This is a genomic window from Gammaproteobacteria bacterium (assembly GCA_035279405.1).
In the GTDB taxonomy this organism is placed as follows: Bacteria; Pseudomonadota; Gammaproteobacteria; order Natronospirales; family REEB76; genus REEB76.
In genome coordinates this window covers 35,311-49,105 of sequence record DATEHU010000052.1, presented here as the reverse complement: position 1 = coordinate 49,105, position 13,795 = coordinate 35,311, and the positions used below count along the sequence as shown (strand labels likewise).

Below are 13,795 nucleotides of genomic sequence, written 5' to 3'. Positions count from 1 at the left end.
CAATCCCGACATCGTGTATGTCGCGGCCATGGGTCACGTGTGGGCACCCAATTCCGAACGCGGCGTGTATAAAAGCACGGATGGCGGCAAAACCTGGAAAAAGATTCTTTACGTCAACGACGAGACCGGCACCATTGATCTCACCATGGACCCGGCCAATCCTCAGATTCTGTATGCCGCGATGTGGGAGGCCTATCGCCGGCCCTGGACACTCTCGAGTGGTGGATCCGGCAGCGGCATCTATAAAAGCACCGATGGCGGTGCCACCTGGACGAACATCACGCACAGCGCGGGATTGCCGACCGGCATCTTCGGCCGCGTGGGTCTGGCGATCGCGCCCAGCCAGCCCGATGTTCTGTACGCCATCATCCAGGCCCAATATCAGGGCGAAGCCGGCGGATTGTTCCGTTCCGACGACGCCGGCATACATTGGGCCCTGGTCAACAACTCCATGAGCCTGACGCAGCGCGCCTTCTATTATTCGACACTGTTCGTGGACCCCAAGGATCCGAACACCGTGTATGCGCCGCAGGTTGCCGCGCTCTGGGTATCGCACGACGGCGGCAAAACCTTCAGCAAACTGCACACGCCTCACGGTGACAATCATGCGCTGTGGATCAATCCCTATAATCCGCAGATCATGATCGAGGGCAATGACGGCGGAGCCACGGTCACACAGGACGGCGGCAAGACCTGGAGTCAGGAGCACAACCAGCCCACCGGCCAGTTCTATCACGTGAACCTGGACAACCAGTTTCCGTTCCACATCTACGGCGCCCAGCAGGACGAAGGCTCCACCGAAGGGCCGAGCGCGGTGCCCGACGGCGGCATCCCGACAACCGCCTGGCAGGACGTGCGCGGTGGCGAAAGCAGCTGGGTGGTGCCGCAGCCCGATGCCCCGTGGATCACCTATGCGAGCGGCTACTACGCGCTGATGTTCCGCGACGATCGGCGCGCCGGCGTGGTGCAAAGCATCACACCCGCGCCTATCTACTACGACGGCGCGGCCGCCGAGAAGCTCCAATACCGCTTCGGCTGGATTCACCATCCGATCCTGTTTGCGCCCGGCAATCCGCAGAAACTGCTGATCGGCGCGCAATACGTGCTGCGCAGCCTGGATTACGGCATGATTTGGACCGTCATCAGCCCGGATCTCACGCGCGACGACAAGAGCACCCAGGGCCGCCCCGGCGGCCCCATCAGCGCGGATGTTTCCGGCGCCGAGGTCTTTCCCACCATCACCGCCATGGCGGTTTCGCCCATCAATGACAGCATCATCTGGACCGGCTCCGGCGATGGCCTCGTGTATCTGACCACCGATAACGGCGGCCACTGGACTCCGGTGCGGCCGCCGAGTCTGCCGACCTGGTCCACCGTGACCTGCATCGAGGCTTCGCACGCCGATCCCGGTACCGCGTATCTCACCGCCAGCCGTTACCAATGGGACGACTTCAGGCCCTATGCGTACAAGACTACCGACTACGGTAAGCACTGGACCGCGCTCACTTCCGGGCTGGCGGATGACCAGTATCTGGAAAGCATCCGCCAGGACCCGAATGATCCCAGCCTGCTGTTCCTCGGCACCAGCAAGACGGTATTCGTGAGCTTTGACACCGGCTCACACTGGGCGTCGCTCGCGCTCAATCTGCCTGCGGTACGCGTCAGCGATATTGCCATCCAGCCGGACCAGCATGCGGTGGTGCTGGCTACGCACGGCCGCGCGTTCTGGGTAATGGACAATCTGCAATTCCTCGAACAGCTGGGTACCGCGCAGGCTGCGAGCGATGAGGCGTATCTCTTCGCCCCGCAGCAGACCTGGCTGGTCAAGCGCTCGCTCGGCGAGTTCACGCGGCCGGACGAAGGCGAGAACCACGTGCCGGGCGCCACGGTATTTTTCAACCTGCCCGCGGACTATGACGGTCATACCCAGGTGAAACTGAGCTTCACGGACGCGCAGGGCAAGGTCATCAACAGCTTCAACTTGCCGCTGCCCGCCAAGAAGGACGAGAAAGCAAAGCCGAAATTGCACCCCGGCATGAACCGCTTCCAGTGGAATCTGCGTTATCCGGATGCCATCGAGGTCACCGGTTTTCATCCGCCCTTCGTGGATGACGGCTATGACGACCAGCTCACCGGTCCGGATGTCCTGCCCGGCACCTATTTTTCCGTGCTCGACTACCACGGCACGGTGTCGAAACAGCCCTTCGAGGTGCGGCTGGATCCTAGACTCAAAACCACGCCGGAGCAATTGCAGGCGCGTTTCCATCTGCTCATGCAGATCCATGACACGCTCGACAGCCTGAACAACAAGCTCAACCAGGCGATAGGCGCACGCACTGCGCTGCAAAAAGCCGTGACCGACGGCAAGGTCTCCACACGCCGTGCGCGCACCGCCCTGGCGGCACTCGACCGCGACATTGCCGACCTGGTGCAGCTCAAGATCAAATCCAGCGAAGGCGACCTTGTCTATGAGCCGAAACTACGCAGTCATTTGGCGCTGCTCGCCAACGACATCGAAATCAACTACATGCCGTTGACACAGGTCCAGGAGCAAGGCTTTGCGATTCTCTCCGGCCGGGCGCACGCCGGTGAAGCCAGGCTGCAACAGGACATCCACCAAGTGGAGGAGCTGCTGAAACCCTGACTGCCTTGTGCATTGTGGGCGGCAAAATTGTGGGAGCGACGGTCTCTGTCACGATGATTCGGAATCGCGGCGTGGACCCATAGGTCCGCCGGCCGCTCCCACAAGAATTTATACCGCCTGCGGCTGCCGGCCGCGCATCAGCAGAAAGTAGATCACCGGCATCACGATCAGCACCAGCGGCAGTTGCACCGCTTCACCGGCGATGATCGCGACCGCCAGCGGCTGCGGCATGGCGGATGCGCAGCCGGTATTCGCGCCATATCAGATACAGCGTCAGCATCTCTATAAGCATGAAGACCAGAAGGGCTACTGAGTGGGTGTGGCTTATGCGGTAGGCCTGATAACAGACAAACAGCCCTATAAGACCACACGCAGTCGGATAGGCCCACAGCTTCCCGCGCACTATTCCGATCATCAGCGACAGCTTGACCAAGCCATGGAACAGGAGATACACCGTGACAAATGATTTGGTATTTGCCGACAAGTGGATCACGGCGTGGCGCAAATAATTGGCAACCAGATCATCCGGATCTTCCGCCAATTCCGGGGCCGTGAGATACACGGCTAAATTGACCAGATCCACGTGACTTGCCACCAGCATGAGACTCGCCCCGATGATCTCCAGCAATCCGTCCAGACCGTGAACGACGACGGTTACCCAGAAGAGACGATGCAGATTCCTTGCGAGGGATGCAGCACGGAACATTTACGTCATTTCCATTGACCCCTGTTGACCCGGCGGCGCACCTGGCAAACGGCGGCGGCCACCCATGAGCAGGTAATAAATCACCGGCATCACGATCAGCACCAGCGGCAGTTGTATCGCTTCGCCGGCGATGATCGCGACCGCGAGCGGCTGCTGCATGGCGGCCCCCTGGCCGATGTCCAAAGCCAGCGGCAAGAGAGCCAGGATGGTGGTCAGGGTGGTGAGTGCGATGGCGCGCATGCGGTTCAATCCCGCGTCCACCAGTGCTTTTTCAAAGTTTTCCGCGTGCTTCAGTTCCATGAATTCCGAGAAATAGAAGATCGCCACCTCGGTGACGATGCCGACAATCATGGTCATGCCCATGATCGCGGTGATGTTGAGTTCGATACCGACGATCCACAGGGCAAAAAACACCATGCCCACCGCCATGAGCGGTGCAGTCATGATGGACAGCACCACCCGGAAGCCTTCATACAGGAACAGCAGCAACGCGAAAATCAGCGCCACGGCTGCGGCGAACACGATCGCCAGGCCCCGGAATGCAATCTGCTGCTGTTTGTAGAGGCCGCCAAGTTGCACATCCACTCCCTTCGGAATCAGTCCGGGTGTAGCCAGGACTTTCTTCACATCACTGATGGTGGTGCCGAGGCTGCGGCCGCTGATACGCGCGGTGACCGCAAACAGGCGCTTCAAATTGTCCCGGTCAATCTCCGGCTGGCCGGTGACGGTGGTAACGGTGGCCACTTCAGACAGAGGGAACACTTTGCCATCCGGCGCACGGATCGGTATTTCGCCAAGCTGGCCGGTGCGCAAGCGCAACGTTGGCGGCGTCCACACACGGATGCCCACGAACTTCACACCCTGCTGCACCTGCGCCGCCACCGTGCCCTGAAGATAGGTATCCAGTTGCTGTGTGATGCCGGCGGGATCCAGGCCCAGCAATCCGGCCTTGACCAGGTTTATATGGATATCCAGAGCATCGCCGGCATCCACCACCCCGTCATTCACGTCCACGATGCCCGGCACCTTGCTGATGGCATCGGCCACCCTGGGAGCAAGCTGCAAAATCTCGTCAGTATTGTCACTGAACAGCTTGATCTCCACCGGCTGCGGCACCGAGGTCATGTCGCCGATCATGTCCTCAAGCAGTTGGGACAGATCAATCCGCAGGCCCGGCACCTGGGCGTTGACCGCGTCGCGCACCTCGCTCATGACCTTCTCGATGGGCTCCCGCGGGAAGGGCTTGAGGTTCACGAAAATATCGCCGGAATTCGCTTCGGTCACGCCGCCACCCAATTGCGTGCCCGTGCGCCGTGAGTAGCTTTCCACATTGGGGTTGGTTTGCAAAATATGCTCCACCTGACGCAGCATGCGGTCGGTTTCCGTCAGCGAGGTGCCGGGCGGGGCGATGTAGTCGAAAGTGAAGCCACCCTGGTCCATGCGTGGCAGGAAGCCGGTGCCCACGTAGTGATAACCGAGAATACCTAACGCAGCCAGCGGAATCAGGCCGGCCAGCAGCCATACCGGCCGGCGCAGCAAATGCGGTATGAGCCAGAAGTAGAAACGGTGCGCATGGCGCGCCAGCCAGCCAAAATGCTCCGGTTGGCCGTCCTTGTCCCTGAGCCACCAGCCCGCCAGCACCGGCACCACCAGCCACGCCAGCAGAAACGAAAACACCAGCGTGCTGGCCATGGTCAGGGACAGGGATTTGAAGAATGCGCCGGTGATGCCGCCCAGGAACGCCAGCGGTATGAAGATGATGATGGTGGACGCCGAGGAACCCATGAGCGGCCGGGTGAATTCCCGGGCCGCCCACATGATGCGCTCGTGAGGCGGCTGTTCACGTTTCTCACGCAGCCGGCGTACGATGTGCTCGCACATCACCACTACGTCATCAATCACCAGTCCCACGGCCGCGGCGATGCCGCCCAAGGTCATGATATTGAAGCTCAACCCTAATACATAGAGGAGCAGGATGGATATGGCAATCGCCGAGGGCACGATCAGAATGCTGATGATGGTGATCTTGTAATTGCGCAGGAATATAAACAGCACCAGCGCCGCCAGGATCACACCAATCAGAATGGCGTCGCGCACGCTGTGGGTGGAAGCCACAATCAACCCGCTCTGGTCGTACCATTTGCTGATGTGCACATCCGGCGGGAGTTTTTGCTTATAAGTCTGCAGCAGTTGTTCGACGCCTTGGTCAATTTGCACCGTATTGGCGCCGGGCTGCTGAAAAATATTGAGCAGCACCGCATTTGTGCCGTTCGCAGTGATGCGTATCCATTGGGGTACGGTGGACAGGCTCACCTGGGCCACGTCGCCTACGGTGACAATGCCATTGGCGCCGCGCCGCAGCACCACCTGCTTGAGTTTATTGATGTCCTGCAGGCGCGTATCCGATACCAGCAGATAGAGCTTGTAGTGATCCTCGAACCGTCCAACAGCTGTAAGTACATTTCCGGCGGAAACCACGTTCACCACATCGGCCAGCGACAGATGCAGAGCGCGCAGCTTCGCCGGATTCACGTCCACGTGGTATTCCGCTTCATGGCCGCCCTGTACCTCGACGCGCGCCACGCCGCTGACACGCGACAACAGCGGCCGCAACTGGTAAAGCCCGAGGTCACGCAACTCCACCAGGCTCACGGTATTCGAGGTCAGGCTGTAGGCGATGACCGGGAATTCGGTAGGATCACGCCGCTCCACCGTGAAGCGCGTATCCGCCGGCAGATCCGGCAACATCAGGCTGATCTTGGCTTCGACTTCCAGCAGCGCCTGGTACATGTTCTGCCCCCAGGCATAGTTGACTGAAATCTGGGCGCTGCCGCGGCTGGTGATGGAGCGCACCGATTTCACGCCGGGAATGGAGCGCACCGCAATTTCCACCGGGCGCGTGACCTGCAATTCCATCTGTGAAGCGGGGCGATCGCCGGCGTCCAGCAACACCAGGATGCGCGGTGATTGCACGTCCGGCAGCATGGCAACCGGCAGTTTGACGGCCGCAAATATCCCGCCGATGACCAAGGCTGCCGCCAGGAATACCAGCGAGCGGCGATGGCGTTGCAGGAACGCCTGAAAATTCAAGGCGCCGGCTCCCGAATCGCCATACCGTCGGTGAGTTCGTAATTGCCGAGTGTGACCACTTGGTCACCGGCCTTGAGGTCGCCGCTGACCGCTATCCAGGTGCCGTCGTCGGCGCCCGTCTTGACGTTGACGCGATGCGCCATGTGATTCCTGACGATGAATACGTAAGCGCCCTGCCCGTCCCGCAACACCGCGGAGCGTGGCACCGCCAGACTGCGATTGTCCTGCAGGATGATTACTCCGTGCACGGCTGCGCCGGGCAGGAAACCCTGAGCCGTTCGCGGCAACGGTACGAACACATCCACCAGACCGGTGCCGGAATCCAGCATGCCGCCGACGCCGGTGATTTTTCCTCTGGCTGTGACCTGCGTGTCGAATACCGAAGTCACCGTCACGGGCAGGCCGACATGTACGGCGCCCGCCTGTTCCGGAGCCACACCGAGCCGTACCTGCTGACCGCCCCGTATGGCCAGCACGAGCAAAGTGGTGTTGGCGGCCACACGCTCTCCGGTAGTCACCGTCACGCCAGTCACCACTGCGTCCCCGGGTGCGCGCAAGCGCAATGCACCGCCACCGCCCGCCTGTTCCGCCGCGGCCAGCGCGGCCTGGGCATCGGTGAGAGCCTTTTCTGCCGCGGTCACCTGGTCGCGAGTGGCCAGATGCTCCTTATATAAGGCGCGAGTATGGGTGAGCACCGTGGCAGCGTCGTGCTCCGTCGACTTTGCCTGCACGAAGACCATGCGGCTCGCGGGCGTGGGCAAAAGTGTGACCAGCACCTGTCCTTTGTGCACGCGCTCACCGCTGTTCACCGCCACCCCGGCAATGATGCTTTCCCGTGGCGCGGCCAATGTAAGAATTTCCCGCGGCTCGGGTACCACTATGCCGTACACCGGCATACTCTCCGCCACGCTGCGCCTGGTCACTGCCGCGGTCTGTACCAGCGCACTGACTGCCGGGCCACCGGCTGCCGTGGCCGCATCCGCCAGCGATGCGACAGCCAGGGCGATTACACACAGGCATAGATACGGACGTTTCATGGCTGCTTCTCATTTACCGGGTGTTGAAGATCCTCAGCCGGCAGGCCCAGCAAGGTTTCCAGGGCAATCCGCAGTTGCTGCCGCTGGGCTTGGATGTCCATGTTGGCAAGCTTGCGATTCTGAATCGCAATGCTGATGTCGTAATAGGCCGGCGCCGTAAGGTCGCCGCGCTCATAGGCATTGCGCGCGCCGATCAGCATTTGCTGTGTATCCACCGAGCTGGCACCAGCTTGCGCAAGCTCCCGGTCCAGCACGCCGAGATCGGCATGGATGAGATGTACCTCGCTCACCGCTGCGTCCAGCCGCTGCTGGTATTGTTGCCAGAGCGCATCGCGGGTGGCTTCGGCGGCGTGCACCGCCGCCGCGCCGCCACTCAGGAAGGGGAAGTTGATGCTTACGCTGAAACCCGTGGTATGCACGTCGCTGGTGTCCTGGGCGCGGTTGATGCCGAAGCTGATGCCCGGAAACTGCGCCAGCACCGCACGCCACACTTCTTCGTCCTGGCTTTTGTAACCGTATCGCAGTGCCACTAGATCGGGACGCCGTTGCGATAGTTCTGCCAGATCCTGTTGCAGTACCGCTGCGGTAGGCGTAGGTAGGGGGTCGTTATCCGGCATCAAATTAAGCACCACATCCGGCTGCAGGCCCAAAATTTCATTCAGGGAGCGGCAGCCGGCGTTGCGCGCCGTGGCCGTAGTACTCGCGAGAGTTTGTACGTTCTGCAAGGCGGCAAGTCCCAGCCCCAGATCCGCCAGCGCCAGATCGCCGGCCGCATAAGCGCGCTGCTCTGCCTGATAGCGGCTTTCCATGTTGTCGCGCAGCTTCGTAAGCAAACCCAGCTTGCGGCTGTTGTTCAGGCAATCCACATACAGCAGCTGCGCCTGCTGGGCCACCTGCCATTCCTGCCACAAAAGATTGAGATCAATTTGTTTCGCAGTCGCCCGGACTGCGGACTCGGCAGCAGGATGCGTCACCAATGCCGTGATGTCGTAGGCCAGCCCCGCACTGTGGGCATTGGTGTACTGCGGTGGCTGATGGGTAGGATGATCCAGGCTGTAGCTGAGCTGCGGCCCCGGCAACATTCCGGCCACGAACGCCTGCGCTTCGCCGGCCTGTGCCTGGGCGCGCGCGGTCTTGAGCGCCGGATTGTTCACCACCGCCAGAATCGCCACATCCGTGGCATCGAGTCCTCTCGACGGATCAAATGGATGCGGCTTGAGGCCCGGAAGATGAATCCTGCTCACGTCCACTCGCAGCGGCTCAAGTCGGGCTGTCAAATCAGGTCGTTGCGGAAGGGGCCGGGCGTGATACAGGGCGCATCCCCCTAGACAGGCTGACAGCACACATACAAACCCCAACCGGTTTTCAGGCCAGCGAATCATCGGCGTCCAAGGATGTCATTCCGCCAACCGGGCGGGCGACGCCATTTTAAGTTTTACTGGCAGGCGCCAGGCCGGTTTGGAAATTAACACTTGTTAATCTTGTGGTTGTCCGGGTGGCTGATGGACGCTGATTTGCCCTATGCTGTGTGCATGCGCCTACTGGTTATCGAAGACGATCTGGAAACCGCCGCCTATCTGGTGAAGGGTTTGCAGGAAAGCAGCTACGTGGTGGAACACGCGGCCACCGGTCCGGACGGCCTGAAGCGCGCGCAAACATCCAGTTACGACGCGCTGATCGTGGATCGCATGCTGCCGGGCCTGGATGGCTTGAGCCTGGTCAGGAAACTGCGCGCTGAAGGCAACGGCACACCGGTGTTGTTTCTGACAGCGCTCGCGGACGTGGACGACCGGGTTACCGGTCTGCAGAACGGTGGTGATGACTATCTCGCCAAGCCGTTTGCGTTTGCCGAATTGCTGGCTAGGATTGAAGCCATCGTGCGACGCCGCAGTGCCCCGGCCGGCGAGATGCGGCTCAGGGTCGCGGATCTTGAAATGAACCGGCTCACGCGCAACGTCACGCGTGCCGGCCAGCACGTAGATCTGCAGGCGCGCGAATTCCGCCTGCTCGAGTACCTGATGCTGCACGCCGGTCAAACGCTGACGCGTGCCATGCTGCTGGAACAGGTCTGGGGCTATCACTTCGATCCGCAGACCAACGTGATTGATGTGCACATGAGCCGGCTGCGCACCAAAATAGACAAGCATTCCGCGCAGCCGCTGATCCACACGGTGCGTGGCACCGGTTACTGCCTGCACGCCCCGACGCCGTGAATCGGATTCGACTGGCCCATACCACCGTCTTCCGTCTGGCGCTGCGCTATACCGGCTTCGTGTGTCTACTCACCGTGGTGTGCTTCGCCATCATCTACTGGGTCACGATCTCGCAACTCAACACCCAGATTGACGCCGGCCTGCGCGCCGAAAGCACCGCGCTCACACGGCTGTACGCACTCAAAGGCATCGCCGGCCTGCGCGAAACCATTGCCGCGCTCAGCAGTACCAAGGGTCTCGCCGCCAGCGACACCGGCGACGCCGGTCCGCGCCAGTATTTGTTGACTGACGCAAACTTTCGGCCTCTTGCAGGTTCGTTGTCATATTGGCCGAAAAGGATCGCCACTCGGAACGAAGTCTGGGCCACCTTGCGGCTACGCGCGCCCGCGAACCAGCTTGAACTTGACGCCGAACATCACCACTTTGGAATGCGCGCCGTGGCGCTCGCGCTGCCCGGCGGCTATCACCTGCTAGTGGGCCAGTCACTGGATGAGTTGACCGAGCTGCGCAACACCATACTCGCGCTCACGGTTGCAGCAGTCATTTTGGTGCTAATCGTTGGCATGCTGGGTGGAGTGCTGGTTGGCCGCGGAGTTCTGCGGCGTTTGCAGAACGTGACACGCACCGCCGACACCATCATGGCCGGAGATCTGTCGCAGCGCATTCCCGAGGAGCACGGCGAGGATGAATTCGACGCACTCGCTGCCAAACTCAACGCCATGCTAGAGCGTATCGAGCAGCTCATGAAAAGCACTCGCGAGGTGACCGAAAATGTGGCGCACGATTTGCGCAGCCCGCTCACCCGCCTGCGTGGCCGCGCGGAAATGGCATTGATGAAGGGCAATGATCTGGGGCGACAAAAAGAAGCACTGCAAAAAGCCATCGAGGAAACCGACACTATCGTCGCTACTCTGAATGCGATTCTCAGCATCGCCCAAATCGAATCCGGCACGCGCCGCGACTGGAACGACGTGGATCTGACGGCGGTGTGTCGTGACGCCGCCGAGCTGTACGAACCGCTGGCTGAAGAAAAACATCTGCGCTTTACCACGGATATCAGCAGTGCCGAGTCAGTGCAAGGCAACCGTCAACTGATTGCCCAGGCCATCGGCAACCTGCTGGACAACGCCATCAAGTACACACCGGCTGATGGACGTATCACGCTCAGTCTTGCGACAAACACTACCCAACCTGTGATCACAATTATGGATACCGGGCCAGGCATCCCGCCAGAATTACGCGAGAAAGCCCTGCAGCGTTTCGTGCGCCTCGACGCCAGCCGCAGTCAGCCCGGCAACGGACTCGGTTTGTCGCTGGTGAAAGCCGTAGCTGAACACCACGGTGCTATGCTCAAAATGGAAGATAATCAACCCGGACTGCGTGTCAGTCTGATTTTCCAGGGACAGGCGGGTTGATGCGGTCACTGTTGTCAGGCCTGTTGCTTCTGATTTTTGCGAGCCTGGCATTCAACGCCGACGCCGCCGGCGGGCCGCTTGGCATAGACCACCGCCTGCCCTACGACAATTCAGGCATCTGGGCGAGGCACAACCAGTTGCTGCTGGAAGACGGCGTGATCCTTACGGAACTGGGCGGTGCGCTCTGGCTCGGCGGCCAGAATCAGCTCGGCAAAACTTTCTGGCAATCCATTGACTCTTCGGCCTTCACTGCGCTCACCGTGCAAGGCATGAAATACGCCTTCGGCCGTGAGCGGCCTTCACAGACCGACAATCCCAACGAATGGTTCAAGGGCGGCCAGAGCTTTCCGAGCGGCGAAGTGGCTCTGCAGGCGAGCTTTGTCACCCCGTTTATTCTCGAATACCAGCAGGAACATCCTTGGGTATGGGCGTTGGAAGCCCTGCCCGCCTACGACGCGGTGGCTCGCATGAAGACGCAAGGCCACTGGCAGACCGATGTGCTCGCCGGCTGGGCCGTGGGCACGCTCTGGGGCATCTATGCGCACGACCGGCAAACGCCGCTTATCCTGGGTGTCATGCCGCACGGGATTTACGTCGGCCTGCGCGTGACGTTCTAGATGCCTGACCATTCAAACAAAGTATCAAGATGACGCGGATACGGAAACCTCGACCGTCCATCGCGTGTTGAACATGCGCTGATCATGACTGGCACACTGAGAGTTCTAAGGCGTGGCGGCGCCTGCGCCGGCGCGCTTGCCATGCTGGTCGGTTGCGCCGCGCAGCCCGTGGCCCCGGCAGTCGCGATTCTGCATCCTGCTGCCCGCTTGCAGGTACTCGAACTCCCTCCAAGTGTGACCGATGCTTCGCTGCGTCGCTTGTTCCATGCCGGGACTAAAGAAAAAATCCCTGCCAAAACGTTGGCGGCCGACCGACAGCATGTGGCGCAGTTAGTAGATGGCGCATTACAACAGGCCCTGACGCATGCCACAGATACCCCGCTCACCTCTGCGACAGTCACGTCGCTTGACGATGCGCAGGACCTCGCCATCGGCCAACCCGTCAGTTCCGCGGATCTTGCCGCTTTACAGGCGACGCATCCGGCCGATGCCTACCTGCTGGTGCAGGTCACCGATTACGGCCAGACGCCGCAAAGCTGGAAAGGCGCCTATGTCGGCTTTGAGGTGGTGACAACACTGGCCATCGGCGCTTGGTTGTACGTGCATACGGCAACGCAGGTGCTCGTCGCGCCGTATCTCGCCCAGGAAAGCATCGAGGAATTCAGCGAGGGTTACGCCGGTTTCTGGCTGCTCAACCGCCTGTCACGACCAGTGCGCATTGAGGCGGACCTGGTGGACGGTAAAACCGGCAAAGTGCTGTGGCATGACAGCGAAACCGGTCTGGCCGACTGGCATTGGGCCAACGTCTGGCACATGAACGCTGTCACACAAGACCAGTTGCTGCAAATATCCACGGATCACGCCATGGCGGATTTAATGAATGCGCTGGAAAGCAAGTGAACGATTTTACGCAACCAAGAAGTGGCGTGGTTCCAGTTTCTTCCACCCGCTTAGCCCCAAGTCGGGTTGCATGAGGTTTCTTGCGACACTTCTACAAATCAGCGGAACAACGTCCCTGTCGTTCCAATCTGAAACACTGATCAGATACCCAGGTTCTTCCTCCAATAGACTTTGATAGCATGCATCGTGCTGGCGGGCAGCGGTCCAAACGCGATGGACTCCGCCATCGCCTGACCATGCTCGAAACCCCACAGGAAGAAGCGCGTGACCGCCTGGTTCGTGACCCTGGAAGCGTCGGTGCGCAGAATCTGCCAGGTACAGCCCGAGATCGGCCAGGTATCCGCGCCGGGCTGATCGGTGAGGATCACGTAAAAATCCCTGGCCTTGGTGAAATCCACGTGCGCGGCGGCGGCCTGGAATCCCTTGAGGCTGGGGCTGACCAGTTTGCCGTCGCGGTTGTACATGCGCACGTAGGTCAGGTGGTTCTCAAGAATATAAGCGTATTCCACATAACCGATGGCGCCACGGATGCGCTGCACATAAGCGGCGACGCCCGCATTGCCCTTGCCGCCCACCCCTACTGGCCAGTTCAGGGACGTGTCGGCACCGATTTTCGCCGCCCATTCCGGACTGATCTTGGACAGGTAATTGGCGAAGGTGAACGTGGTGCCAGAACCGTCGGCCCGATGCACAACTGTAATGTCCATGTCGGGCAGCGTCATACCCTTATTGAGCGCTTGAACCGCAGGGGCGTTCCACTTTTTGATCTTGCCGAGATAAATGTCCGCGATCACCGCGCCACTCAGGATCAGTTCACCCGGTTTGATGCCCGGCAGGTTCACTACCATGTCCTCACCGGCAATCGCGGTCGGGAACTGGATCAGGTGCGCGGCGGTCAGCTCCTCGGGTTTGAGCGGCATGTCGCTGGCGCCGAAGTCCACGATCCCGGCCTTGATCTGGGCGATGCCGGCGCCGGAGCCGATCGGCTGATAGTTGACCTGAATGCCGGTTTGCTGGGCGTAAGCTGTGGCCCACTTGGCTATCAGCGGGTACACCCAGGTGCTGCCGGCACCTGTGAGGCTATTTCCGGCCCAGGAACTCGGCGCCATCGCTCCGGCACCGGCGACTGTCAACAAAACTGCAATTAGCTTCATGAGTTTATACATCTGCGCT

The 13,795-nt window shown here is 60.6% G+C and carries 11 protein-coding genes; 5 read left to right on the top strand and 6 right to left on the bottom strand.

What is annotated here, in order from left to right; translation table 11 throughout:
- A partial coding sequence (locus tag VJR90_11040; GenBank protein ID HKV98004.1) for a glycosyl hydrolase occupies nt 1-2,644 on the top strand: 2,644 nt, incomplete at its 5' end.
- Between the two features lie 108 nt (nt 2,645-2,752).
- On the opposite strand, the gene VJR90_11035 is transcribed toward VJR90_11040, so the two are convergent.
- The 5 genes from VJR90_11035 to VJR90_11015 are packed head-to-tail and all read right to left on the bottom strand — an operon-like array spanning nt 2,753 to nt 8,721.
- Entirely contained in the window at nt 2,753-2,875 is a 123-nt protein-coding gene (locus VJR90_11035; GenBank protein HKV98003.1) for a hypothetical protein, read from the bottom strand.
- Complete coding sequence (locus VJR90_11030) at nt 2,838-3,350, bottom strand: DUF2127 domain-containing protein (protein HKV98002.1); 513 nt, start codon at nt 3,348-3,350, stop codon at nt 2,838-2,840. The genes VJR90_11035 and VJR90_11030 overlap by 38 nt, the downstream gene beginning before the upstream one ends.
- Nucleotides 3,351-6,440: an efflux RND transporter permease subunit gene (locus tag VJR90_11025; protein ID HKV98001.1), complete on the bottom strand. Its 3,090-nt coding sequence runs from the start codon at nt 6,438-6,440 to the stop codon at nt 3,351-3,353.
- On the bottom strand, nt 6,437-7,477 hold the full coding sequence (locus tag VJR90_11020) for an efflux RND transporter periplasmic adaptor subunit (GenBank protein HKV98000.1): 1,041 nt from the start codon (nt 7,475-7,477) through the stop codon (nt 6,437-6,439). The genes VJR90_11025 and VJR90_11020 overlap by 4 nt, the downstream gene beginning before the upstream one ends.
- Nucleotides 7,474-8,721 (bottom strand): TolC family protein, encoded by a 1,248-nt coding sequence (locus tag VJR90_11015; GenBank protein ID HKV97999.1) that lies wholly within the window; start codon nt 8,719-8,721, stop codon nt 7,474-7,476. The genes VJR90_11020 and VJR90_11015 overlap by 4 nt, the downstream gene beginning before the upstream one ends.
- A gap of 288 nt (nt 8,722-9,009) precedes the next feature.
- Between VJR90_11015 and VJR90_11010 the strand changes: the two genes are divergently transcribed.
- From VJR90_11010 to VJR90_10995, 4 genes are all read left to right on the top strand, one after another.
- Nucleotides 9,010-9,690 (top strand): response regulator transcription factor, encoded by a 681-nt coding sequence (locus VJR90_11010; GenBank protein ID HKV97998.1) that lies wholly within the window; start codon nt 9,010-9,012, stop codon nt 9,688-9,690.
- The gene (locus VJR90_11005) at nt 9,687-11,105 is read left to right on the top strand and encodes an ATP-binding protein (GenBank protein HKV97997.1); all 1,419 of its coding nucleotides are present in this window, start codon (nt 9,687-9,689) and stop codon (nt 11,103-11,105) included. Before VJR90_11010 ends, VJR90_11005 begins: the two co-directional genes overlap by 4 nt.
- Nucleotides 11,105-11,722 carry a phosphatase PAP2 family protein gene (locus tag VJR90_11000; protein HKV97996.1) on the top strand — a complete coding sequence of 206 codons (618 nt, stop codon included), beginning with the start codon at nt 11,105-11,107 and terminating at the stop codon, nt 11,720-11,722. The genes VJR90_11005 and VJR90_11000 overlap by 1 nt, the downstream gene beginning before the upstream one ends.
- An 84-nt stretch (nt 11,723-11,806) precedes the next feature.
- Nucleotides 11,807-12,622 (top strand): hypothetical protein, encoded by an 816-nt coding sequence (locus VJR90_10995; GenBank protein HKV97995.1) that lies wholly within the window; start codon nt 11,807-11,809, stop codon nt 12,620-12,622.
- A 140-nt stretch (nt 12,623-12,762) separates the two neighbouring features.
- On the opposite strand, the gene pstS is transcribed toward VJR90_10995, so the two are convergent.
- Nucleotides 12,763-13,776: a phosphate ABC transporter substrate-binding protein PstS gene (gene pstS / locus VJR90_10990; protein ID HKV97994.1), complete on the bottom strand. Its 1,014-nt coding sequence runs from the start codon at nt 13,774-13,776 to the stop codon at nt 12,763-12,765.
- Between the last annotated feature and the right edge of the window lie 19 nt (nt 13,777-13,795).

What these genes read in the sequence shown, in the direction of transcription:
- VJR90_11035 (HKV98003.1), bottom strand. Translation starts at nt 2,875, where the DNA reads ATGCCGCAGCCGCTGGCGGTCGCGATCATCGCCGGTGAAGCGGTGCAA.
- VJR90_11030 (HKV98002.1), bottom strand. Translation starts at nt 3,350, where the DNA reads ATGTTCCGTGCTGCATCCCTCGCAAGGAATCTGCATCGTCTCTTCTGG.
- VJR90_11020 (HKV98000.1), bottom strand. Translation starts at nt 7,477, where the DNA reads ATGAAACGTCCGTATCTATGCCTGTGTGTAATCGCCCTGGCTGTCGCA.
- VJR90_11010 (HKV97998.1), top strand. Translation starts at nt 9,010, where the DNA reads ATGCGCCTACTGGTTATCGAAGACGATCTGGAAACCGCCGCCTATCTG.
- VJR90_11000 (HKV97996.1), top strand. Translation starts at nt 11,105, where the DNA reads ATGCGGTCACTGTTGTCAGGCCTGTTGCTTCTGATTTTTGCGAGCCTG.
- VJR90_10995 (HKV97995.1), top strand. Translation starts at nt 11,807, where the DNA reads ATGACTGGCACACTGAGAGTTCTAAGGCGTGGCGGCGCCTGCGCCGGC.
- pstS (HKV97994.1), bottom strand. Translation starts at nt 13,776, where the DNA reads ATGAAGCTAATTGCAGTTTTGTTGACAGTCGCCGGTGCCGGAGCGATG.